This window comes from Halioglobus sp. D3-4, assembly GCF_055809315.1.
The window spans coordinates 4,976,681-4,999,509 of the sequence record NZ_CM147907.1 but is presented as its reverse complement, the minus strand read 5'-3'; the positions used below and the strand labels follow the sequence as shown (position 1 = coordinate 4,999,509).

The 22,829-nt window shown below is 57.4% G+C and carries 13 protein-coding genes; 7 read left to right on the top strand and 6 right to left on the bottom strand.

Features of this window, described 5'->3' with window-relative positions; all coding sequences use genetic code 11:
- Positions 1 to 29: 29 nt before the first annotated feature.
- Together pdsR and pdsS are read left to right on the top strand one after the other, a co-directional pair.
- Entirely contained in the window at positions 30 to 722 is a 693-nt protein-coding gene (gene pdsR / locus AC0L6S_RS22090) for a proteobacterial dedicated sortase system response regulator (RefSeq protein ID WP_473426267.1), read from the top strand.
- A gap of 3 nt (positions 723 to 725) precedes the next feature.
- Positions 726 to 2,786 carry a proteobacterial dedicated sortase system histidine kinase gene (gene pdsS, locus AC0L6S_RS22085; RefSeq protein ID WP_473426266.1) on the top strand — a complete coding sequence of 687 codons (2,061 nt, stop codon included), beginning with the start codon at positions 726 to 728 and terminating at the stop codon, positions 2,784 to 2,786.
- A 26-nt stretch (positions 2,787 to 2,812) separates the two neighbouring features.
- Here pdsS and AC0L6S_RS22080 read toward each other — a convergent pair whose 3' ends face one another.
- From AC0L6S_RS22080 to AC0L6S_RS22055, 6 genes are all read right to left on the bottom strand, one after another.
- A complete protein-coding gene (locus AC0L6S_RS22080; RefSeq protein ID WP_473426264.1) occupies positions 2,813 to 3,619 on the bottom strand; it encodes an alpha/beta hydrolase in 807 nt (268 codons plus the stop codon).
- A gap of 97 nt (positions 3,620 to 3,716) precedes the next feature.
- Positions 3,717 to 4,319 (bottom strand): class I SAM-dependent methyltransferase, encoded by a 603-nt coding sequence (locus AC0L6S_RS22075; protein ID WP_473426263.1) that lies wholly within the window; start codon positions 4,317 to 4,319, stop codon positions 3,717 to 3,719.
- A gap of 97 nt (positions 4,320 to 4,416) precedes the next feature.
- The gene (locus tag AC0L6S_RS22070; RefSeq protein ID WP_473426262.1) at positions 4,417 to 5,322 is read right to left on the bottom strand and encodes a GNAT family N-acetyltransferase; all 906 of its coding nucleotides are present in this window, start codon (positions 5,320 to 5,322) and stop codon (positions 4,417 to 4,419) included.
- A 158-nt stretch (positions 5,323 to 5,480) separates the two neighbouring features.
- Positions 5,481 to 7,559, bottom strand: coding sequence for a Vgb family protein (locus AC0L6S_RS22065; protein WP_473426261.1), 2,079 nt, complete (start codon positions 7,557 to 7,559; stop codon positions 5,481 to 5,483).
- Positions 7,560 to 7,585: 26 nt separating this feature from the next.
- The gene (locus AC0L6S_RS22060) at positions 7,586 to 9,031 is read right to left on the bottom strand and encodes a DUF1254 domain-containing protein (protein ID WP_473426260.1); all 1,446 of its coding nucleotides are present in this window, start codon (positions 9,029 to 9,031) and stop codon (positions 7,586 to 7,588) included.
- Between the two features lie 164 nt (positions 9,032 to 9,195).
- Positions 9,196 to 10,083: a fatty acid desaturase family protein gene (locus AC0L6S_RS22055; RefSeq protein ID WP_473426259.1), complete on the bottom strand. Its 888-nt coding sequence runs from the start codon at positions 10,081 to 10,083 to the stop codon at positions 9,196 to 9,198.
- A 145-nt stretch (positions 10,084 to 10,228) separates the two neighbouring features.
- On the opposite strand from AC0L6S_RS22055, the gene AC0L6S_RS22050 reads away from it, so the two are divergent.
- From AC0L6S_RS22050 to AC0L6S_RS22030, 5 genes are all read left to right on the top strand, one after another.
- On the top strand, positions 10,229 to 11,248 hold the full coding sequence (locus AC0L6S_RS22050; protein ID WP_473426258.1) for an AraC family transcriptional regulator: 1,020 nt from the start codon (positions 10,229 to 10,231) through the stop codon (positions 11,246 to 11,248).
- Positions 11,249 to 11,537: 289 nt separating this feature from the next.
- Positions 11,538 to 15,872: a PKD domain-containing protein gene (locus tag AC0L6S_RS22045; protein ID WP_473426256.1), complete on the top strand. Its 4,335-nt coding sequence runs from the start codon at positions 11,538 to 11,540 to the stop codon at positions 15,870 to 15,872.
- 123 nt (positions 15,873 to 15,995) lie between these two features.
- Positions 15,996 to 17,336 carry a cytochrome P450 gene (locus AC0L6S_RS22040; protein ID WP_473426255.1) on the top strand — a complete coding sequence of 447 codons (1,341 nt, stop codon included), beginning with the start codon at positions 15,996 to 15,998 and terminating at the stop codon, positions 17,334 to 17,336.
- A gap of 97 nt (positions 17,337 to 17,433) precedes the next feature.
- Positions 17,434 to 18,669, top strand: a complete 1,236-nt coding sequence (locus AC0L6S_RS22035) for a M61 metallopeptidase family protein (RefSeq protein WP_473426254.1) — start codon at positions 17,434 to 17,436, stop codon at positions 18,667 to 18,669.
- Positions 18,670 to 19,777: 1,108 nt separating this feature from the next.
- Positions 19,778 to 22,801, top strand: a complete 3,024-nt coding sequence (locus tag AC0L6S_RS22030) for an HzsA-related protein (RefSeq protein WP_473426253.1) — start codon at positions 19,778 to 19,780, stop codon at positions 22,799 to 22,801.
- Positions 22,802 to 22,829 lie beyond the last annotated feature (28 nt).

The following is a 22,829-nucleotide window of genomic DNA, read 5'->3' as shown; positions in this document are numbered from 1 at the left end:
CACCCGCACTATGAGAGCCAGGACCAGTAATGCCCCACCGTATCGCCATCGTTGAGGATGAAGCCGCCATCGCCGCCAACTATCGCGACGCATTGCAGCGCAGGGGCTTTCAGGTGTCCCTGTACAGTGATCAGGCCAGTGCCAGCGCCGCATTTCGGCAACAGCTTCCCGATTTCGCGATCATTGATATTGGGTTGGGCGATGACATGGATGGCGGTTTTGAGCTGTGCCGGGATCTACGCAGCCGCTGCCCGGAGTTGCCGATTGTGTTCCTTACTGCGCGGGACTCGGAGCTGGATATGATTTCCGGGCTGCGCCTCGGCGCAGATGATTACTGGACCAAGGACATCAGCCAGGAATACATGCTGGCACGCATAGCGGCGCTGCTGCGTCGCACCAAGGCGTTGCGCGCACCGGAACAGCAGGAGGACACCCTGCAGCAGGGTGCACTCACACTGAATGTGGAACGCATGACCGTCACCTGGAAAAATGAGGCCATCGATATGACGCTCACCGAGTTTCGGATCGTGCGTGAGTTGGCCAGGCGCCCCGGGCAGATCAAGTCGCGCCAGCAACTAATGGACGCGGCGGAAGTCGTGCAGGATGACAACACCATCACCTCCCATATCAAGCGCATCCGCCGCAAATTCATGGATATCGATCAAAACTTCGACAAGATCGAAGCGGTGTACGGTGTCGGCTATCGCTGGTCGGGAAAGTAGACCGTGAACCTGCGTCGCCAGTTACTGGTAGTGAGCCTGTTGCTGTTATCGCTGCCGTGGGCGGGCTGTCAGTTTATCCGTGAGATGGAAGGCGCGATGCGCAACGGGCAGGAGCAATCGCTGCGCGCCACGGCACTGGCCATTGCTACCGTACTGGGCACGCAGGAAGCGCTGCTCTACCCCATTGAAGCGCGCCGGTATGCACCGGTGGACGAACGCGAGTCGGTGTATGCCTACCCCGCTCACCAGACCATCTATATCGATGGTTACGCAGACGGCTGGGAAGGTGTCAGAAGCAGCCCGTGCGGCCTCAACTCGAATGCCGGCCTGTCGATCAGTTGCCAGGCGCAGACGGACGACGAGTATCTCTACCTGATGCTGAAAGTGAAAGACCCGGAAGTGAGCTATCACAACCCCCGGTTATCGCGGGAACCCAATGGCGACCGGCTGGTCATTCGCCTGTGGCGGGAGGGTCGGCGCCAGGACTACGTCATCTCCACCACCGCGCCCGGCCGGGTCAGGGCTATTGCGAGCAATCGCCGCGAACGCGACATCGACCCTGCCGATATTCAAGGGTACTGGCAGGATGCGGTTGGCGGCTATACCGTGGAACTGCAGATTCCGCTGGCCTACACCGGCGGCAGGCTGGGCCTGTATGTCGCTGACGCGAAGCGGGAAAGGACGCGAACAGCGCAGCAGACTGTCGGCAATATCAGCCCACTGGACAACACCGCGCCGCCCTGGCTGATCTTCAGCCCAGCGGATTTGCAGGCACTGCTCGCCCCCTTTCATCGGCAGGGGAATCGCATACAGGTAGTGGACAGATACGGCTGGCAGATCGCGGATGTGGCGTCCAACGAGCCTCCCCGGTCGTCGAACGACAGCACCTTCTGGTTAATGCAGTTGATCTATCGCAGCATCCTCGCGCCCGATGCGCTACCCGCACCGCACGACAGCGCTCGCGCCGGAAAGCTGGAAGGTGAGGAGATTCTGAGTGCGCTCTCAGGCAAACTGGCAAGCACGCGCTACGACGACCCCAACGCCAGTGGCAGTACGGTGCAATCGGTCGCGGCACCCATCACTGACAACAATGGCGTGCTGGGCGCGGTCATTGTGCGCCAGAGCGGCGAGACCTACCTGTCCCTGACCGACAGGGCGTTCAGCCGTTTACTGGCATACAGCCTGTCGGCCATGGCTATCGCCGCGCTCGGACTATTGGGATATGCCAGCGTACTGTCGTGGCGTATTCGCAAACTGTCCCGCGCCGCCAGCAATGCGATCAGCGCCGACGGACAGGTGACAAACAGTTTCCCGCGCAGCACAGCCCGGGATGAGATCGGGGAACTGTCCAGACACTACGCCCGACTGCTTGAGCGTGTGCGGGAGTACAACGATTACCTGCGCAGCCTGAGCCGCAAACTGTCCCATGAACTGCGCACCCCTATTGCCGTGATACAAAGCTCGCTGGACAATCTGGAACAGTCCACACCGGATGCGTCGGAGTCCGATATTTATGTACAGCGTGCCCGTGAAGGGCTGTCGCGGCTGCAGCGCATCCTCAAAGCCATGAGCGAGGCGAACCGCCTTGAGGAGAGCATCCAGAATAATCAACGGGCTGAACTGGATCTCGTGCCGCTGCTAACCGAATTGATGGATGCATACCGCGCGGTTTACCCGAGCCATAAATTGTCGCTGGATATTCAGGTAACCAGTGCACCGGTGGCCGCCGTTGCCGACCTGATTATCCAGGCCCTGGACAAGCTGATTGAGAATGCTGCGTCCTTCTGCCCGGAGCACGGCGAGATCACATTACGTCTGGACGTGGAGACCGATAACTGGATTCTTGCAATCGCCAATGAAGGCCCCGCGCTACCGGCAGGCATACGCGATCGCTTATTCGAGCCAATGGTGTCCCTGCGCGAGCAACAGACCGGCAGTGTGCATCTGGGGCTCGGCTTGCACATTGTTCGCCTGATTGTCGATTTTCATCACGGCAAGGTCAGTGTCGATAACCTCGAAGATGATTCGGGCGTGATCATCAGCATCCGCCTGCCCCGGGAGTAACCTCGCAAGCAACGCTACGCTCAGAGTCAGGGCGCAGGTGCTTGCGGCGCCTTCAACCACTGCGCCACCGAGGCGTTAAGCTCATCGGCCTTGTCGACCAAAATCCAGTGGCCACAATCAAACGCCTGCACCTTATTGGCGGGGTTCTGCAGCAGGTGCTGCAACCACTGGGGCGAATGAAACATCATCGGCTTCTGCATTGCATAGGCATAGAAAAATGGAAAGGGCGGCTCCACCGGCAACAGGTTGGTGAGTCCGCCATTCATCCCAAACCAGCGCATCGCATAGGGCATGCTCATGCCCGCGTGCACATTGTCTCTGTTGCATTTAGCCTGCAAACCAGCCGCCATCATTTTGGCGATAGGATTGCCGATCAATCTGGGCAGGACAAAACTGATTGCGAGGATAATCTGATAACTGAAGACCATTAACTTCCCGGCAACAGACAGCGATTGCTGCAGTTCCTGTGAATCCGCATCACCAACATCCATGCCGATCATTTTCTCAATCCGCTCGGGATACCGCATCGCATATTCATACCCGAACACGCACCCCCAATCGTGCACGAGAAGTATCACTTTATCATTGGGGCTCACTGCATCGACAATTGCCCTGATGCGCTCCACCACATCGCCCACCGAATAATCGTTGCGGTCATCTCGGGAAAAGCCCGGCATCGTGAAGCTTACGCAAACATACTCTCCCTTGAAGTAGTCGATCTGTTGCCGCCATGATTCATGTGTGTCGGGCCAACCGTGCAGCATCACGATTGTGTGTTGCCCAGTGCCTTCGATGTAAACCTCTGTGTTACCGACTGTGATTGTTGTTTGCATGTTAATGAGCCTCCAGAGTATTGCGGCAAGGTGGAACTGATGGAACCTGTTTCGACATAGGATGTTCTTTTCTTAATCCTACTCCGATTCGTTCCAATCAACAGGTGGCATTCTGCAATACCACCGTCTCCCAGCTGACATGCGCCCGATTCAAGTCCGCGTGCTGGTACTGCCCGACAACGGCCACTGAACGCCTCTGTGCATACAACCGCAGTTCATCGGCAGTTACCGTATGAAAATAGCGTTCGGCGTTCTCCTCTTCGTCTGTCCCATAACGCAGACTAATCACCAGAACGCCCGAAGGCCCCAGCATCTCGGAGAGTATCCGGAAGGCCCGCTCGCGCTGGCTCGCTGGAATATGCATCCACACCGCACTCAGTAGTATCAGATCAAACCGGTGCCCTAGCGTCCGCAGCTTATCCAGATGGGGGAGTGCGTCATCCAGCCAGGTGACGTTAGGCGCGCTCTTTATTTTTCCGTATTCGCGCATGGCCCTGCTGGGCTCTACCGCTATGACGTCCCAGCCCTTTGCAGCCAGCCAGTTCGCATCGCGGCCAGTACCTGCGCCTATGTCGCAGGCGAGGCCAACTTTCTCGGGCAGATGCTTTTTCCAAACATCGTGGATATCGCCGGGCTCTATTGCATCGTATTGCGCTGCCAGCGCAGCCGCATGGTTGTCGTAGTAGCGGGTACTTTTCATGTCGCAAGCGTATAGAGGATCAGCAGGCCCGTCTAGATCAAGCGGATTGTATGCGGTGCTCCACTGCGTCAGGCTCCGCCGGCAGCGGCCAACCCCCTCAACGCAACTTCTTCACCACCTTGACGATCGAGGCATCCACTTCAGGGTCATCAGATAACGTAAACCCCAGCTTTTTCGACAGCATCAGCATCGCCGTGTTCTCACGCAGAATAAGCCCTTCCAAGCGACTCATACCGGCCACGGTTGCCGCGGCGACGATATACTGCAGCAACTTGCTGCCGATGCCAAACCCCTGGAATTCGTCGGCGACGACGACGGCAAACTCTGCGACGCGCGGGGTTTCTGTGGGCGAGTATCTGGCTACACCGATCTGCCGCTCACCCTGTGCTGCCGGCACGGTCGCGATCAGCGCGTAGCTGATCGGGAAATGGGTATCGACCAACTCCCTTGTCATATAGTCGGGGAGCTCTTTCAACCCCGAGAAGAAGCGCAGATAACGCGAACGTTCCGAGAGTGCGATAACGAAATCGTGTTCGATCGCGGCGTCTTCGGGGCTGATCATTCGGAAGGTCACTGCGGTGCCGTTGTGCAACTGCATCGTTGACGGTTGTGTGCTGGGTAGCGCATCCGCGCCGGGCAGTATTTTTGAGAGACGGGTGAATATATAGGCATCCACCATCGTTTTACTGACGATATCAATGGTGCCGAGCGCTATATATTTCTCGCGCAGGCTCTCATCAGTGCTGTCACACAACACAATGATGGGCAGTTCCGGCCTGGCGCGGTTTATCTCTTCGACGATTGCCAGGCCTTGTTCGCACGCCGAGGTCAACGCGAGTAGTAGGCAACTGCTCTCCTCAACGGCAGTGGTCGTGCTGCTCAGGAATTCCGCTGAATCGGCGTACGCATTTACCTGAATTTCATAATGATAAAGCAGGCACTGCAGCGCAGCGCCCAGACGGCCATCGGCATCAATGATGTGTACTGTCGCGGTAGCTGTCATATCAGATCCTGCAACAATCGCCGCGCGAACCGTTCAAACACCGGGTTCTACGCAGGGTAAACCTGCTGCACCTGTGCTACGGCAGCGCCATGCATCGACAGTACCATCAGCAGCAACACCGAAACAAGCGGTGTTGCCGCAGGCACTCTAGCGCGAATCTACCACGCCTGAACCGGCCCGATTAACGGCGTACGCACCGGTTTGGCGACACCGAGGAACACCACGATGGTGTGGGCGGGGAAGCGTGTGGATTGTGCTTCGGGGGGATCTTGACTGAAACCCGCGGCGGTGTCATTCCAGCCGTTGCCCACCCAGGTATTACCCGCCGGGTCGATAGCGATGGGCGCGACGACCTGCAAACCGCCGATATAGCCCTCGGAGGGGGTAATCGGGTCACCGGTTTTCGAGCCCGGGGGACAGGTCTCAACGCGCACGCCACACAGCTGCGTCACGGAATGGCTGGTGGAACTCGCCACCCAGATATTGTCATTGCCATCGACAGCCACACCCCAGGGGCCGGTGATCGCGCCGTCTGCATTGAACGGCCCGTGCACCGTGCCATCGGGCGTGATCATCGAGATATCGCCACCGGGGTTCTCGCTGATAATGTCCCACAGATTGATCCACATATTGGCGGCCAGTTCGTCAGCCGACATCGACCCTTCCAGCGCCTCAAGCTTGCCGTCCAGTTTCTGCTTGACCAGCGCCAGTTTTTCCATCGCATCCGGGTGGCCGATCAGGTTGCCGACCCAGGCGTTGCCACGGCTGTCGATTGCCACTGCATGGGGGCTGAAGCCCACCTCGAACTCCTCGGCGTTGCCGGGGTCATCCGCCGGAAAGCGGGTCACGGTGTTGGAACCGCTGTTGGTAATCCAGATGCGGTCCTGTTGGTCGATAGCGATGCCGAAGGGCGCTTTCACCTGCAGGGTGCCATCCACCGGCTTGCCGTCGACAGTGCGACCGAGGATTCTGCCCTTGGCCACATCGCCGCCCGGCAAGTGTACGATCTGGTTATTCTCGTTATCGACCGTCCAGACATCACCGTTCGGGGCGACGAGAACACCCTGCATCTGCCCGAGCTTGCCGTCGAAGTTGTAGCCGGTTTCCGGCGACAGCGGCTGGCCGGTCTTGCGATCCAGTACAGAGATCGTGCGGCCAATCAGGTTGGTCACCCAGACCTTGTCATCGGCGGAAAATGCGATACCCCAGCCGGGGCTGTCGATGCCACCACCGCCAAAGCCGGTGATCATCGGCGACAGCGGCTGGCCGTTCGGTGCGAACTTGCCGTTACCGCCACCAAACTGCTGGTAGATAGTGGTCTGCGAACCGACCAGCCAGTTGTTGTTGGACCAGAAGTTACCCTCGCTGTCGATGGCGGCACCACCGACCCCGTAAAAGCCGCCACCGGAATACACCAGCGACAGCGTCCATGCACTGGGGGCATAGTAGAGATAGGGAATCAGTGCCACATTGCGGTAGCGCTTGCCCTGTGGGACGGGATAGAACTCATCCAGCAGCGCGAACAGTTTGCCTGCATTGTGAACCGGGTGACGGGCAATATTCTGCGCCGCCTGCAAGGTATCGGTGGGCGCGACACCACCCGGCGGTGTGGCTGCCGCAAAGAGCTTGTCGCAGGCATCCGGTAGCGCCGTAACACAGCCCGACAGCAGGATACCCAGTGTGTTCAGTTTCGCCAGCGTGGTGGTCTGTGGGCCGTTTAACGCATTGGTGACCACCGGACCTAACCCGCCCGATTCAACATCCACCAGATTCGGCACGTTGCCAGCGGCGATGTTCAGTCCCAACGCGTTGCCACTCAAGGAATCACCCTGCAGAAACTGTGCACTGGCCCAGACAGAAGCCACGGTGGTCAGTTCATTGATCGTCACACGCTGGGGTGTCTCACTGCCCAGCGTGGTCAGCAAGGTGGTCGCGGGGTTGGCTTGCGCCCCGGCACCCGCTTGCGCCACGCCGCCCTTGGCGATCAGGTATAACACGCCATCGTTTTCCTGTTCGTCGGCGACAGTCAGATCAAAGCCGCCGTTTGTACCCGTCTGCGCCTGTGCAAGTTTGCGCGGTGCATCCGACGTAGCCTGCCATAGGCTGACTTCAGCCCCGACGATGGGGCCGCCCCCCGCCTCTACCGTTCCCACCAATTGCGCAGCGGCCGCTGTCGCAACGGCGATAAAGGTATTCGCCAGCAACGCGGCGGCAAGTTTCAGGGTTTGGTGTTTCATACAGTTCACGCTCCTTCGCGCTGTTATTATGGGTTTGCCACAGTGACACCGGGAGGTGTCCAGGAGCCCTTGCCAAGCGGCAGGATGGACAGGTCGGCCGTGGCTGGCTCGGGCCAGTATAGGCGCAGTACCATGTAGATCGGGCCGTTTGGCGCGGGCAACCAGTTCGATTCCTTCTCCTTACCGGGTGATTCATGCTGGATGTAAATCGTCAGCGAGCCATCGGCATTCTTATTCAGCTCAGGCAGCATCGGCGAGTTGATCAGGTAACGGTTGATGGGGTTCTCAATCAGCAATTGGCTGACACCATCGTACATAGTGACAGACCAGAATGCTTTCACCGGCGGGTATTCACCGGCGGCAAAGGTCAACGTGTAGTTGTGTTTGCTGCCATCGAGCGGCGTACCGGTGGTATCCAGGCGAGTCAGCGGGTACACCGCTTCTATCGCATCGTTGCCGTACAGCCCGGCCTTGGCGGCAGCGGCCCGTTTCAGCCAGTCGCCGTTGTAGTCGGCTTTGCTGCCAAACAGCGAGCCAGTGGGCCAGCCGTTCAGGTCATGCAAGCCAGACGCCAGATAACTGGCAATCCTGGCCTCCCCAGCTTTCATACCCGCGACGATAGCCTGTTTTTCCTCCTCGCTGAAGACCTTGGGCTGTTCAGCATGGCCGGTACCGACACCCAGGCTGGCGAGCTTGCTGCGGATCTCCTTGCTCGCTGTTGATTCAGGCACAAACGCCAGGGCCGCATCCAGGTACGGCCAGAAGTTGTCCTTGATGCCAGCGGTATTCGCCGGTAAAAAATCAATCTCGGGCGCAGCCGGTGGCGCCGGCTTGTTCAGGTAGGCCGACAATGGCTGCGCCTTGTAACCGGCCTGCACCTTCTTCACGTTGTCGATATCCTGCGGGTTGTAGAGCTGCGTGCGGATAACCGCAAAGCTGAAGGGCGTTGTGGACTCGAACACCTGATCGATGCCGTCCGGCTTTTCACCCGTCCAACCCGGCCCGACCACCAGGTAATGACCTGCCTTGGTCCCGGTGGCGCGGGTGCCGATGTAACCATAATTGTAGGTATTGCCATCAACCAGTTGCACCACGTAGTAACGGTTATCGGCCACCTCAGGCACCGAGATCACCATCGGTTCGGCGCGCAGATCCAACCACAGGAAGGAGTAAGGGGTATCGCTGTTCGGCGTTACCACCGCCGTATCCTTGTAGGTGGCCACCTGCGCCAGGTTGAGAATCTGGTTGAAGGGTGCCTTGAACTGGCTTGAGTTCCTGTCCACCGCAAACTCGTACATCACCGCGTAGTTCATCACAATCGGCAGGCCGTAGATAAAACCCTCTTCCGCGACATTGCGCAATTCTTCCAGGTCGGGATTGCCGGCATCGGCGGCGACCGCTGAGGTGAGACTGGCTGTGGTCAACAGTACAACCAGCACCAGGTGTGTAGCGAGCTGATACAACTTACTCATAGACATTACTCCTTACAGAAAGACTCCAGCGAAAGTGAAGAGCCCGGTGCGCAAGATAATAGCACTCGCACCTCTCATCTCCAGTGATATTGATCAGGGCTACGCACACGGTATCGCACAAACCGAACCGTCCCTTCAATCATCGCCAACCCTCTCAGCCACCGCTATCGGGCCGGCACCGGCTTGCGGCTGAACATACCGATGATAGGGGTACCCTGTGCGCGAAGTATCGGCTCGATGTCACGGTGCAGCGCCGCGTAATGGTAGAACGGCACCCGGGGAAACAGATGGTGAATCGAGTGCAGGTCCTGCCCCAGCCAGAACCACGCCACAGGCTTTGTCCAGCCGGGCATGATCAGGCTGTTGGTATTGCGGTAGCGGGCGGATTCGCGGTACGGCGCGTGCGGCCGATACGCAAACCAGTAGGTGGAAAACAGGCCACCGAGCAAGTAGCCAAACAGAATCACCCATGCCGTGCCAGGGACTGTCACCAGTGACAGGAACACGATCCGCCAGCCCAGCGAGAACGCAACTTCCACACAATATACTGCCCGTTCCTTTATTGACGCTTTGGCCCAGTGGTGGACAACGAAAAAACTGTTTTGCATCCAGAAAAATTTGAACAGCGTAATCACCACAGCCAGCAGTCCCCCGCGCATTGCGTGAACAATAAAGTCAGGGTCTTTGCCCGGCTGGTTGGTGTAGCGGTGATGCGTAAAATGCTCCAGATGGTGGGAGGAGTAAGAGTTTCCAATCAGCGGCGCCATCAGGTACCCACAGGCGTTATTTAGCCAGCGTAGATTGTCGTGCTTGCCGCTGATGTTGCCATGAACGGCCTCGTGTACCGGGGTATAGGACATATGAGTCAGCGCGGCCATAATAGCGGTGGCAACCCAGGGGTTCATTGCGCCGCTGGCAAACAGTGCGAGGTTGACGCAGTAAGCCAGCAACACGAACAGGGTCAGCCCGATGGTCGGCCAGCTCACCTCACCCATATACTGCTTCGCGGCAGTCAGGGCCTCGCGATTGAGTGCATTCAAGTCCTGTGTCATGGTCATCCTCTCTCTTTTATATGGATGGTGCAGGTATGGCAACACTGTACTGCGCCGAGCCATTGCGCCACAGGGCAGCTATGGCCAATCGACAGACCTTTGTGGCCAGCTATCCCGATTCCAGACAAACCGTTAGTATTTGTTCATGCCCGATGCCGAGCCCACTCTTCAGCCCATAGTCATCAGCCAGGTCATGGTGAACTTCGCCGCCAGCCTGGGTGTGGACAGGGATACCACACTGCAAGGCACTGGTATCTCTGACGAGGCGCTGCTGGACGGCGAGGCGCTCATCAGCCGTGAGCAGAATATGCGCCTGGTTGAAAACCTGATACTGGCACTCCCCGACACCCCGGCATTGGGTTTCAAACTGGGTACACGTTACGACGTGGCCACCTTCGGCATCTGGGGGTTTGCGCTACGCACCTGCCGTACATTGCGGCACGCAGTCACGACCGCGTACCGCTACCTGCCACTGAGCACGGCGTATTGCCGCATGTATGCGTTTGAAGAAGACGACTGCTTCGGCATCGGCCTGGACCCACAATCGATCCCCGGCCACCTGCGCCAGTTTCTGCTGGAACGCGATCTGGCGACCAGTGTCAATCTGCTGCAGGAGATCAGCCTGCGGGGCGTGTCCATCATCAGCATTGAATTTCAGGGTCCGCCACCGCCTTACAGTGACGTTATCACTGAGTACCTGGGCGTGACACCGCGTTACCACTGTGACCGCAATGCCATACTGATACCCATTGATGCCGTCGACAGCCCGCTCCCCACCTTCAATGCCCGCCTCGTGCATATGCTGGAAGACCAGTGCCGGGCCCAACTGCAACAGCGCCAGACCGGCGCCACCGCCGGCCTGGTAAGGCAGCAGTTACTGGGGCCGCTGGGGCTGGTGGCAACATTGGAAGAGGTGGCAACCGCACTGGCCATGTCACCGCGCAGCCTGCGCCGCAAGCTCGAAAAGGAGGGCACCAGTTTTCGCACGCTGGTAGAGGACGAGCGGCGAGACACTGCCACCGCCATGCTCCGCGGCAGTGATATGAAACTGGACGAACTGGCGATTCACCTCGGCTACACCGATACCGCCAGCTTTAATCGCGCGTTCCGGCGCTGGCTGGCAATGTCACCCGGTGAATACCGCAAGGGCAAGCCATCGCCCTGATCACTGCCTGCGCCGGGCAAGGTGCACCGCGAACCACCGATATAACCTACTGAGGTGGTAACTGCGATTGCTATTGAATCGTGGTTTTTTGCAACAATTTTTGTACTACGACGAACAGTCCGCGCTAACTTTATGGCAGTATTTAGGGTGTCCTTTGCTATGGGGGCGATAGTGAGGCGCCTTTATTCATTATCACATGGCGGGATCGTTGTTTCGCTACGAACTGGCCGTAGTTCCGGATTGCCTTTACAGCGCACCTGGCCGCCAATACAACTATAAGGACGTCACTGTGAATAAACCATCGGCATTGATTACCCTGCTCCTGACTGTGGCCGGCGGCCTGAGTGCCTGCAGTGGCGGCAACGGAAATAGCGACAACAACGTGGGTGGGCAATCCCCGGGTGCGGTGAATAACGCGCCCGCCGCCCATGCCGGCAGCGACACACAGATTTTGGTCGATCACAAGGTAAGGCTTGACGGGAGCCTGTCGTCAGACATTGATGGCGATGATCTGAGCTACTCCTGGACGCTGGTTTCCCAGCCCGATGGCAGTACGGCTACGCTGTCTGATGAGCGATCGGTTCAGCCGCTGTTTACCCCGGATCAGGTTGGAAGCTATCAGTTCGAATTGGTCGTACACGATGGTCAGGTCAGCAGCAGTGGATCGCCAGACACAGCACCGGCGGCTCCGTCATTTGCCAGCACCGAGTCAGCGAACAAGTCCTCGGCAGACCATCTCGTTACGTTGACAGCGGTTCCGGCGGGTGGGCCATGCTGCCTTGAAAATCAATTCCAGATTAACACTGCGGCCTGTGCCAACGCGAGCACCCTGGCCTGGCAAAACATTAGCAACTGCCCTGCTGACGACAGTGGTGTGATCAACATCGCCAAAGGCGAGCACTGTCAGTACGCCTATGTTGACGACAGTAATAAGGGCTTTGCGTTGGGTCGCGTGAATATTGGAGCGGGCGGGCGTCTGGTGTTTCTCGACAAGGGCCAGAACCTTTCTGCTGAACGCATTCAAATCAGTGGCGGTAGCGATAGCGGCGATGTACTGCCAGCGGGTCAATTGGTTATTGGCAGCCAGCACTGTCCCATCGTCGGCACCAGCTCGCAACTGACGCTGGAATTTAAAGGCACGAGGCCGGCAGACGGCAGCGCCAATATTCTCGATGAGAAAGGCATTTTCCTGGGGAATAAGGGTGAGATGTTGCTGCATGGCGGCAAGGGTGTCGTCACCGCCGATCCGGTCGATAGCAATGGCAGCTTAAGTTGGACTTACCTGACGGTTCCTGCGGGACCCTCAACATACAGTAGTACCAATGGGATTGCCGCGCCTGTGCCCAGCACCGCGCCAGATACCACACTCACATTGGCGCGTACCGTTGACTGGTCCGCCGGCGACTGGATAGCCGTAACCGGCACGGGCTTTGCCTCAGACCAAACCGAGTTCGTACAGATCCACAGCATCGATAACAGCAGCGGTGTGAGCGTCATCAGCTTGATACCTACCACGCCGCTTTTACACTATCACTACGGCAGTCTGGCACCCAGCGCGGGCAAGGTAGCAGCGGGAACCCTCAGTTGTAATGACGTAACACCTGAGGGCGAAGCCAGAATTGTGGGCCTGCCCGCCAGCTTTTGTGACGGCCCGGATCGCAACTATGGGGTCGATGAGCGCGCCGTTATCGCTCTGGTCAGCCGCAGTATAAAACTCACCAGCGATGCCCCCGCTACCGGCAGCAGTGCGCATTTCGGCGGGCAGATCAAGATACTGCCGGGCTACAGCATTGCGGAAATTCAAGGGGTGGAAATCGAAAAGTTCGGACAGGACGTGACTAATGCGCCCTCGGGTGTGACCGATATCAAACTGATGAGCGCCTACCCAATACATTTTCATATGGTCGGTGATGTGAGCGCCGATACCTTGATCAATAGCAATACCATCCATCACAGCTATAACAAATGCGTCACGGTGCATATGAGCAACAATGCGCTTATCGAGCACAACGTATGCGCCCGCGCCGTTGGTCATAGCTTCTATCTGGAAGAGGGCGATGAACTGGGTAATACCTTCAAGTACAATCTCGCCGCCGGTGCCATGGCCACGGAATTTACACCGAGCATCGACGCCAGCAAATTCTGGGCGGGGGATTACCTGGCAGCGGGTATTCACTATGATGGTATCGACGTCGCAACGACCACGAATGGCACGACACCTGTCGCCGTGCCTTCAGGCTCGAGTAATTTTGTCAATCTGAACAAGGTAGAAGCCAGCAACCCCACGGGTTTCTGGATTTCCAGCCCCGGCAATACATTTGACAATAACCTGGTGGCTGGCTGCCAGCTACAGGGCAGAGGATTCTGGGTGTTACCCGAAACGGCCGATGTGTTGCATACGCCTATCACCAGCTTCGAGAATAACCGCGTCCACAGCTGTTACAACGGACTGGATACAGCCGCAGACCTGGGCTCTATTGGACAAAACTTTACGCCGTACCTGCATGGCCAGAATGCAGTGGCGGTGTTCGACACTGTCACCGCCACCAGAAACCGCAACCGGGGTATCTGGTTGCGGCCCAACTGGTATCACGTGAGCAACGCCCGTTTAGCCACTAATAGAGACAGTGTTTCGTTGGTGTCTGCAGGTGGCTCCGAGGGTTCGCCGCCCGGCGAGTGGTCGCTGTTGACAGATTCCGTGATCGTTGGCGTTTCCAATAATAACCCAGAGCGATTTGGTCCGTGTCCACAGAATGTTGCGGATGGAAGTTGCTACGGCATGCAGGCTAAAGGCGGTAACGCCATTCCGTCGCCTGCGTGGAATTTTGCCGGTTTTATGTTCTACGACGGGCCTGCCCGCCTGGAAAACAACCGCTTCGTGAATTTCCTGGTAGACCCGGCGCCCCTGCTGACAACGTCTGACAGTACCTTCATGAAAGGCTATCTCAGTAATGCGCCAGGGCAAACCCTGCCGCCCTACGAGGGTGATGCGGCAATGGGGTGGTTCCAGTCCAATGTGAATAACTACCCGCCGACGCAGTACAGCCTGGCGAGTATCTTTGAAAATGTCGACCTGCGCCATCAGGTCTATACCGAAGAGGTAAATCTGTCACTGTTCGTGGATGGCGACAAAAACACTGTGATACTCGATCGGGACGGCACACTGTCCGGGTATAAAGTCGTTGATGACAATGGTGTCGATGTACCCGGTAAATTCCCTATCTCGCTGAATAACCTGGCGTTCAATGGCTCACCGTATTCAGTGGATGAATGCCTCTCTACGGGGGCCCAGGATAAAAAAATTGAGAACCGTGCTACCGCGCTGATGAGCCCACAAAGCTACGCGACGCTGGAGTTGACGGCCTGGAACCCCACGTTTGCGATCACCGGACCCGATGCGCTGGAAAACCTGAAGAAAAAGGCGCCCATCACGTTTATCAAGGATGCGCAGGATTATATCGGCTCGACAAGCCGTTATGCCCCTGCCGACAGTCACTACGCAATGACGCTGGTGGGGCGCAATAATACCCAGGTACGTGAGCCCAAGGTTATGAGCGGCATGGGCTACACGCTGCACTCCACCCAGCAATGCACCGAGGTAGGCGCGCAGACGGTCGACGGTGTGGGTGTGCCACTGATCGCTCCACCTGCCGCATTTCCTCGCTACGTGTCCATGGGCTTTACTGACGCCACCTCATCCACGGAGCTGGATATGCAGGGCAATTGGAAGCGACCGGTAAGAGTACGTGTCGGGTTGTGCTACAAAACGGAGAAAGGTCCCGATGTGTCTACGATCGATCCCGCTGACTTCTTCAGTGTGCAAAAGGGGCGAAAGAGTTATGGCGGGCCCACCGGGCCGACAGATCCAAACTGGAAGCAGGTGCCCGGTTGTAACAATTTTGCGTTTACCGTTGCCAGCAACTTTGACACCGCCGGCGGGACTGATCCAGAAAAGATACAAACCGGCTGTCCAGGCACGCTGGATGCGATCAACGATCCGGTGAAAACGCTTTCTCAGGCACCGACGTGGGAGGCGTTTACTGCGGCGACCAATGACGATGATTATTACTGGTGGGATGGTGATAAAGGCATGCTCTTCCTGTACATGGAACAAAAAGAGCCCAACTTATCGGGCGGCACCCCCCTGGCAACGTGCGGCCCCAGTGGCACAGGTGGAGCAGCCTGTGATCTGGCCAATGAGTTCTACCCCTGCCCGGAGACCGGTTGTGTGCTATACACCGTGCGTGCAGTAGATGGGGGGCAATCGCCAATCGGTTATGCGCCGACACTAGTCGGTAATGACTATGGTGCGACCAGCTGCGATGACGTTTATAGTACCACCCAGGGCAGAAACTATACGCAGACCTATCCACCGAACGACACGGTCAGCTGGACACCGCACAAGTTAGCGAGGATGGACGGTACGGTACTGGACAGCGCGGCTATCACCCCCGTCCCTAATAATGAAGGCACCTTTTTCTGCACCACCACCTCAACCCCGCCAGCGCCCGCTTGTGCACCACCTGCTGCGAATGCCAAATGCAGCAACAACTTTCCGCATAACCTGCCTGTCGTGGCGGCCAGTTGTGCGGTGAATGCGCCAACACCGCCAGCAGGTGGCTAGAATTAGGGCACTACAAACCGGGCTCCACCCGCTGTAGTATTGGCTGTCGCCGGTATGGTCGGGTTACCTACTCACCGGCGCGCATTTCTATCGCACAGTTACATCCCACAGGGAGAGAAAGCAGTGCACATACACGAGCTTCCACGACGCCCCAACCCCAACCTTGACCATATTCCCGGTGACTACGGCCTGCCCGTGATCGGGCGCACCTTCGATCTGCTGTACAACTCCCACAAAGCGGGCAAACAGATGCTGGATACCTACGGGCCGGTGTTTCGCACCTCGGCGCTGTTTCAGCGCAGTGTGGGATTGGTGGGGCCGGATGCGGCGCGCTTTGTACTGCTCGACGGCGCGCAGAGCTTTGCCGCCGAACCCGCCTGGAATCGCATCATCGGCGGGCTGTTCGAGGGTGGGTTGCTGCTCAAGGATTTTTCCGAGCACCGCGCGCACCGGCGGGCGCTGCAGCAGGCCTTCAAGCGGCCGGTGCTCGAAGCCTACTGCACCTCACTCAATCACTGTCTCAATGAAGGCATTCATACCTGGCCGCAGGGCACTTACTTTGACCTGTTTCCCTACCTCAAGGGGCTGCTGCTGGAGAATGCGATCCAGTCCTTTTTCGGCGAGGACCCGGACTGCGACACGCAGGCACTGTCGCGCGCGTTTATTGCAATGCTCGATGCCACACTGACACTGCTGCGCAAACCCTTGCCCGGCAGCAAATGGCGCCGTGGCATGGCGGGACGGGAGGTCATCAAAACGTACCTGTTGAGCCAGATACAGTTGCGCAAGGCCAACCCGGGGCATGACTTCCTTTCATCGCTGTGCCTGGCCTCGGACGAGGAGGGCCAGCTGTCGGATGAGGAGATCATAGACCATATGATTTTCCTGCTGTTCGCCGCCCATGACACCACCACCAGCACACTGAGCTCCGCGACGCGCATTCTGTGCGAACACCCCGAGTGGCAGGTGCGGCTGCGGGATGAGTTCAGCGCTGTACAGGGCGAGCATTTGTCGATGGACGATTTCGCCGCCCTGCCGGAACTGGACAGCTTCTTCCGCGAGGTACTGCGCATGCATCCGCCGGTACCGGGCATTACGCGGCGCTCGATCAAGGAACTGGAGTATGGCGGCTATACCCTGCCCGCCAATACCTCGGTGTTCGTGTCGATACGCCTGATGCACTACCTGCCGGAGCATTGGACTGCGCCGGAGACCTTCGATCCGGAGCGCTTCTCAGAGGCGCGCGCCGAACACAAACGCAACAGTTTCCAGTGGTTGCCGTTCGGCGGTGGTGCACACAAATGTCTCGGCCTGCACTTCGCCGAGATGCAAACGAAAATATTCCTGTTCCAGTTGCTGCATCAATACAGCGTCGCGCTGGACCCTGGCCACAACCCGCAAATCCGGGCGGTGCCGATGGAGATGCCGAAGAATGGCTTGCGTATCGCCCTGAAACCGCTCTGAGAAATTGTTCTGCAACTGGCAATGGATGCTGAATACATAACCGCACCCGGATGGCAGACTTTGGCCACAGCGGGTGCTCTTCGCTGAGACATTATTGATGAGACTGAAGTCCTACTTACTGCTTACTTTTCTATTTGCATTGCCACTGGCACAACACGGCGTGGCACAGGAGGCTGAGCGCCCCCACTATAGTGTGCTGTATACCGCGTGGATCAAACCCGGAAACCCGGTTGCAACAGTGCGGGTGAGGCTCACTCGCCACCCCGAGTGGGTGCAGTGGATGACGTTCAAGGCCGATCCAGAGCGCTACACTGATTTTAAAGGCACCGGGTCGATTGAGGTAAGCGATGAGGGTGTGCATTGGGTTCCGCCAAAGGAGGACGCCTATCTGCAGTTTAGCGTCAATTTGGAGAGCCGCCGCGCATCGGGTCGATTTGACGGTTTGGTCACCGATAACTGGGCAATCTTCCGCGCCGACGATCTGATTCCGCCAGCACGGGTAAACATGGAGGATGGCACACAGTCGCGCGCCAAGTTGCAGTTAAACCTGCCGGCACAGTGGTCCGTGGCAACGCCCTTCCCACGATATACCAGCGGACGTTTCCGAATCGACAATCCCGATCGCCTGTTTGATCGCCCCACAGGCTGGATCGTCATGGGCGATATCGGTACACGCACTGGAACCATTGGTGACACATTCGTAAAGGTTGCTGCACCCAAAGGCCAGAATATGCGGCGCATGGATATGCTCGCGTTCCTGCGTTGGACGCTACCCACGCTGCAGGAACTGTTTGCACAGTTTCCCGAGCGTTTATTGATTGTGGGCGCCGATGACCCCATGTGGCGCGGCGCGCTGTCTGCTCCGAATTCGCTCTACGTACACAGTGATCGTCCGCTGCTCAGTGAAAATGCCACCAGCACACTGCTGCACGAGATCGTGCACGTTGCGATGGGGGCAAGGAGCGCACCTGGCGCCGACTGGATAGTTGAGGGACTGGCAGAATACTATTCGCTTGAGACTCTGCTGCGATCAGGCACCATCAGTGAGAGGCGTTTTGAGAAGGCACACGCCGATCTGGTTGCCTGGGGAGAGCGCAGTGGGCCGTTGAATTCCATACGCTCGTCAGGGGCAACAACGGCCAGGGCCGTTGGCGTATTGCGTGCAATTGACGCAGAGATTCGTGCATCCAGTGACGGCAAACACAGTCTTGACGATGTCGTGCGGCAGCTCTCCGAGGAAGGCGGGCCAATCACCAACCAACGCTTTCGCGAGTTGGCCATGGCGGCAGCCGGTGGAAACGTACGCAGTATGCCGGCATTTACCGAGGAGTAACTCGCCGCTGCCACCAGAAACGTCCTCTTACCGTGGATCGTGCATTGCTACTCGCTGACCTAAAGCTGTCTGCCGCGATTGTCTATCTCTCTTCCATCTGCGAACGCCTTCCCGGTGACACTATTTTCACGGGGCTCGGGAAGGCGTTGGTATGTCCCGCTAAACACAGCAATTTCTTCGTCAAGGCGAAACGTTGACCTCGCGGATTGTATCGCTGGGCACCTTGGAAAACACATTCATATAGCGCGAGAGCATCTCCCGCAATCAGCGACCGGTTCCACTCATTACCAGGTAGTACCAATTTCCAAATTTCGGGTTTTCGACCACAAGCTAAAAGTATGCTGTCGCTGAGCCTGATCTCAATCTCCTATCAACAACCTTTGATCAGTAATCCATATTCCTTGGTGTGCGATGTGCGGTGTGCGGTGTGCGGTGTGCGGTGTGCAATTCGTAAATCATACTTTCCGAAGATTACCTTTTTCTCCAGCGACAAGACTATTGCACATTCAACGCCCTCTAAGAACGTCGAAAATGCAACGTTCGCTCTTCTAAAAATCGATCTTTATCAGCAATGAAAAACTAGCGCTGGGCACTCCCTGTTCGGCAGGAATATACCCACCTGCCAAACAATTTTTGCATGCGATATGCCTCGTGATTGTTTCGTCATATAACCAAAAAACTGGAGAAATGTAGGGTTTTTCCTTTCGCTCCTCTCCACCAAGCACATAGCATGACCTCTAAAGCGATACACAGAAGCGCACAACGAACGACGCGAAAAGCATGTTCTTGCTTATGGCTTCACAGGATTGAAGTCACGCGAACCAAGGAAACATCGTTCCACATTTTTTAGCAGACGAATCACGGGGCAACGAGAATCATGGCACGCACATCTGGAAAAAGTACGCACTCAACAATGCCAACGAACGTGACGCAGTTCGCATTCACTAGTCCCCATAACCTGTATCAACGCAATAGCTGTGACACCCCCAGGTCTTTCTCACGATTTATAAAGGCTCAACGTTCGGTGCGCAACAAAGCAGGCCTTTTGTCTACAACACTGCCGGCCATGAAGCAGGCCACTTATTTTATTCAGTAAAGAAGAACACTTATGCGCACACTTATTTTTCAATCGACGTACATTGCACTGACACTCGCTCTCGCCAGCTGCGGCGGTGGTGGAGGTGGCGGCGAGGACGGAACGTCCTCGTTCAATGGCTCATCCAATAACGTTCAGCAAGAGCCGGTGGATACCGGCAATGCTAAGGACGTGCCGAGCACACCAGAACCCACGCCACCTCAGGTAGAAACACCGGATCCGGAACCGGAACCGGAGAACCCCCAGACCGAGCCCGAACCAAAACCCGAGCCCCAACCTGAGCCAAAGCCTGAACCCGAGCCTGAGCCCGAACCAGAGCCCGAACCCGAACCCGAGCCCGAGCCCGAACCAGAGCCCGAACCCGAACCCGAGCCCGAACCCGAGCCCGAACCAGAGCCCGAACCAGAGCCCGAGCCTGAGCCTGAGCCTGAGCCTGAGCCTGAGCCTGAGCCTGAGCCTGAGCCTGAGCCTGAGCCTGAGCCTGAGCCTGAGCCTGAGCCTGAGCCTGAGCCTGAGCCCGAGCCCGAGCCTGAGCCCGAACCAGAGCCCGAACCAGAGCCCGAGCCCGATCCTGATCCTGTCACAGAACCGGAGCCCGAGCCCGACCCGGAGGCCAGCGGCATTTTTGACGGTATTGTCTACACCCGCCAGCCCAGAGCGAGAATGCCAGTACCCGGTACTTCAATCGCGGATGCCTCAAACTGGCAGCATGTCTCTGACGTCGGTCGTATCAACAAGGGAATTGCCGAGGCAGATATTGTCATTGACGACCTGAACGGCAACCGGCGTGTTATTCACGACTGCACCACATCTGATGAGGTTTGTGTTGCGCAGGAAGCGCGTGTTAGTCCCAACGGCAAAATGATCGCCTACTCCGTTGGCTACGGAGACTATCTTGAAGAGGTACGCTTCGGCAGTGCTTTGCTTGGTATTTACGACATACATGCCCTGACCCACGCACAGATCTTCATCTATGACATTGAATCCGGCGTCAGCAGCCCTCTGCCCAATCACCCCGGCAACGCCATTGACCGGCAGCCGGAGTGGCTGGATAACGATACCCTTGTGTTTGCCAGCAATCGCGGCAACACCTACCCGCACAAAAGCCAATACAGCCAGCATCGCGGCACCTATCCCGATGGCCGCAAACGCTGGTTCAACGCCGAGTATGGTGTATCGCAGTATTATGGCTATGGCAACGAAGGTAAGTCGATGCAGATATGGACTATCGATATCGATGGTACTAACGCCCGCAATATCAGCCCGCACGAGACTATGGCCTTGTCACCCATGGTTATGACAAACGGAGACATCATCTACTCCTGCTGGAACGGGCACGCTAACGAAGCGTTTGACGCCAAGTTTCGCAATACCAACAATCCGGGCACCGAGATCAACAAATGGTGGCTATGCCAGACCGACGGCAATGGCGCCGGCGGCCATGTCATACTCAATGGTCACCATTCACCCCTGCTGAAAACCCGTGGCTGGCTTAGCGATGACGTGACCGGCGGTGAAGGCAGTTCGGAGCTGCGCTCGGTGCGCTCTGCCGCTGAGATACGCAAGAACTACCTGGCTGTCTCCAATTACTACCGCGCCAATCACACTGGCAGCATGGGGATAATCTACGGCTGGAGTTACAAGGGGCCCGGCATTGAAGGCGTGTCCGTTCTCAATAACTTTGAACACAATTTGCATAACAATAATGCTGAGGGATCGGGCGCCTACATTCCCAGTGACTTTGTCGCGCTGACACCTTATGGCAACGATCAGGACACCGCTGTTCGTCGCAACGGCGCAGGCGAAGCGTTGGGCAAAGCAGGCTATGCCAGCGCGCTACCCGGTACAGATGACTATATGCTGACCCACGCTCGAGGGAATTGCTACGAGTCCGCACGCGTAGAGAACTCGAACCTGCAGTGGACCGGCGGGGAGCCGCTGTGCCAGAAAGGTATATACCGCGTTCATGTGGATCAGGTCACTAACCCCTTTGATCCGAAACAGATGACCTTGCTCGCCGGCGGCGATGAATGGCAGATCTACGATGCAGATGCCATCACCAACTACCAGTCACTGTGGGATCAACCCATACCCACCCGGACGACAAGGTTGCAGGGCAATAGCTGTTTCTTGCAGGTGGTGGATGCCAGAGCGGCGGAGCTACAACCGGTCAGCCCCTACGACTGGAACACCACGCTGTCCAAGCAGTGCTCCTCTCAAGGGTGTGCTGTGAACAGTGAGGAGCCGTCCTTCCTCGCCGACCAGTTGAAGTACCTCACCGTTTACGAAGTTGAAATGTGGGATGTCACCTACTCAAATGGTAATCAGGACACCTTCGGTAAAACCACTAACAACCACGGTTTCAAAAGCGTGTCCACGTGGGGTTACCAAGAGATTGAGGACGATGGTTCTGTACGTATGGAAGTGCCCTGTGAAACACCGATACAGATTCTCGGCCAGGACGAGAACAAGATGACGCTCGCCCACGATGACAAGGTGCACTCTCTGCGCAGGGGAGAAACACGTACCTGTCATGGCTGCCACGATGGTCACTCGGAGGAGCGCGCGGCTGAACTTGGTGAATCTCCTGAAGCACGCTTTGCATGGACCCAGGCCGCGGCAAGCACCAAGCCTGCGCCAGACAATGGCTTTCGCACAACATGGGCTGACATTGAACCCATCTTCGAACGGCGATGTAGCAGCTGCCACACCGATATGAAGAACGATGACGGCTTACTGGACTCGCGCCTTGCCTGGGACTACGAGCAGATTGACTGGGCGTGGATGGACAGACAACCCGTCGGTAATGGCACTTATAACCTGCCTCGCCCCTACACCAGTAAATGGGTGGGGAAACTCGCGCTTAATTCACTGCTGTACTGGAAGTGTATGGGAGAGCGCATGGACGGTAGAACAGACGGCCAATACAGCACTGACATTGATTTCGGCAGTGCGCATCCCACCGATGCCACACTGGAGGAGTGCCAGGCAATAGGGCACTGGATCGATCAGGGAATTCAGCGAGACCCCGATTAAGCCTGAATGCACAATGCCGGCGCCTCTT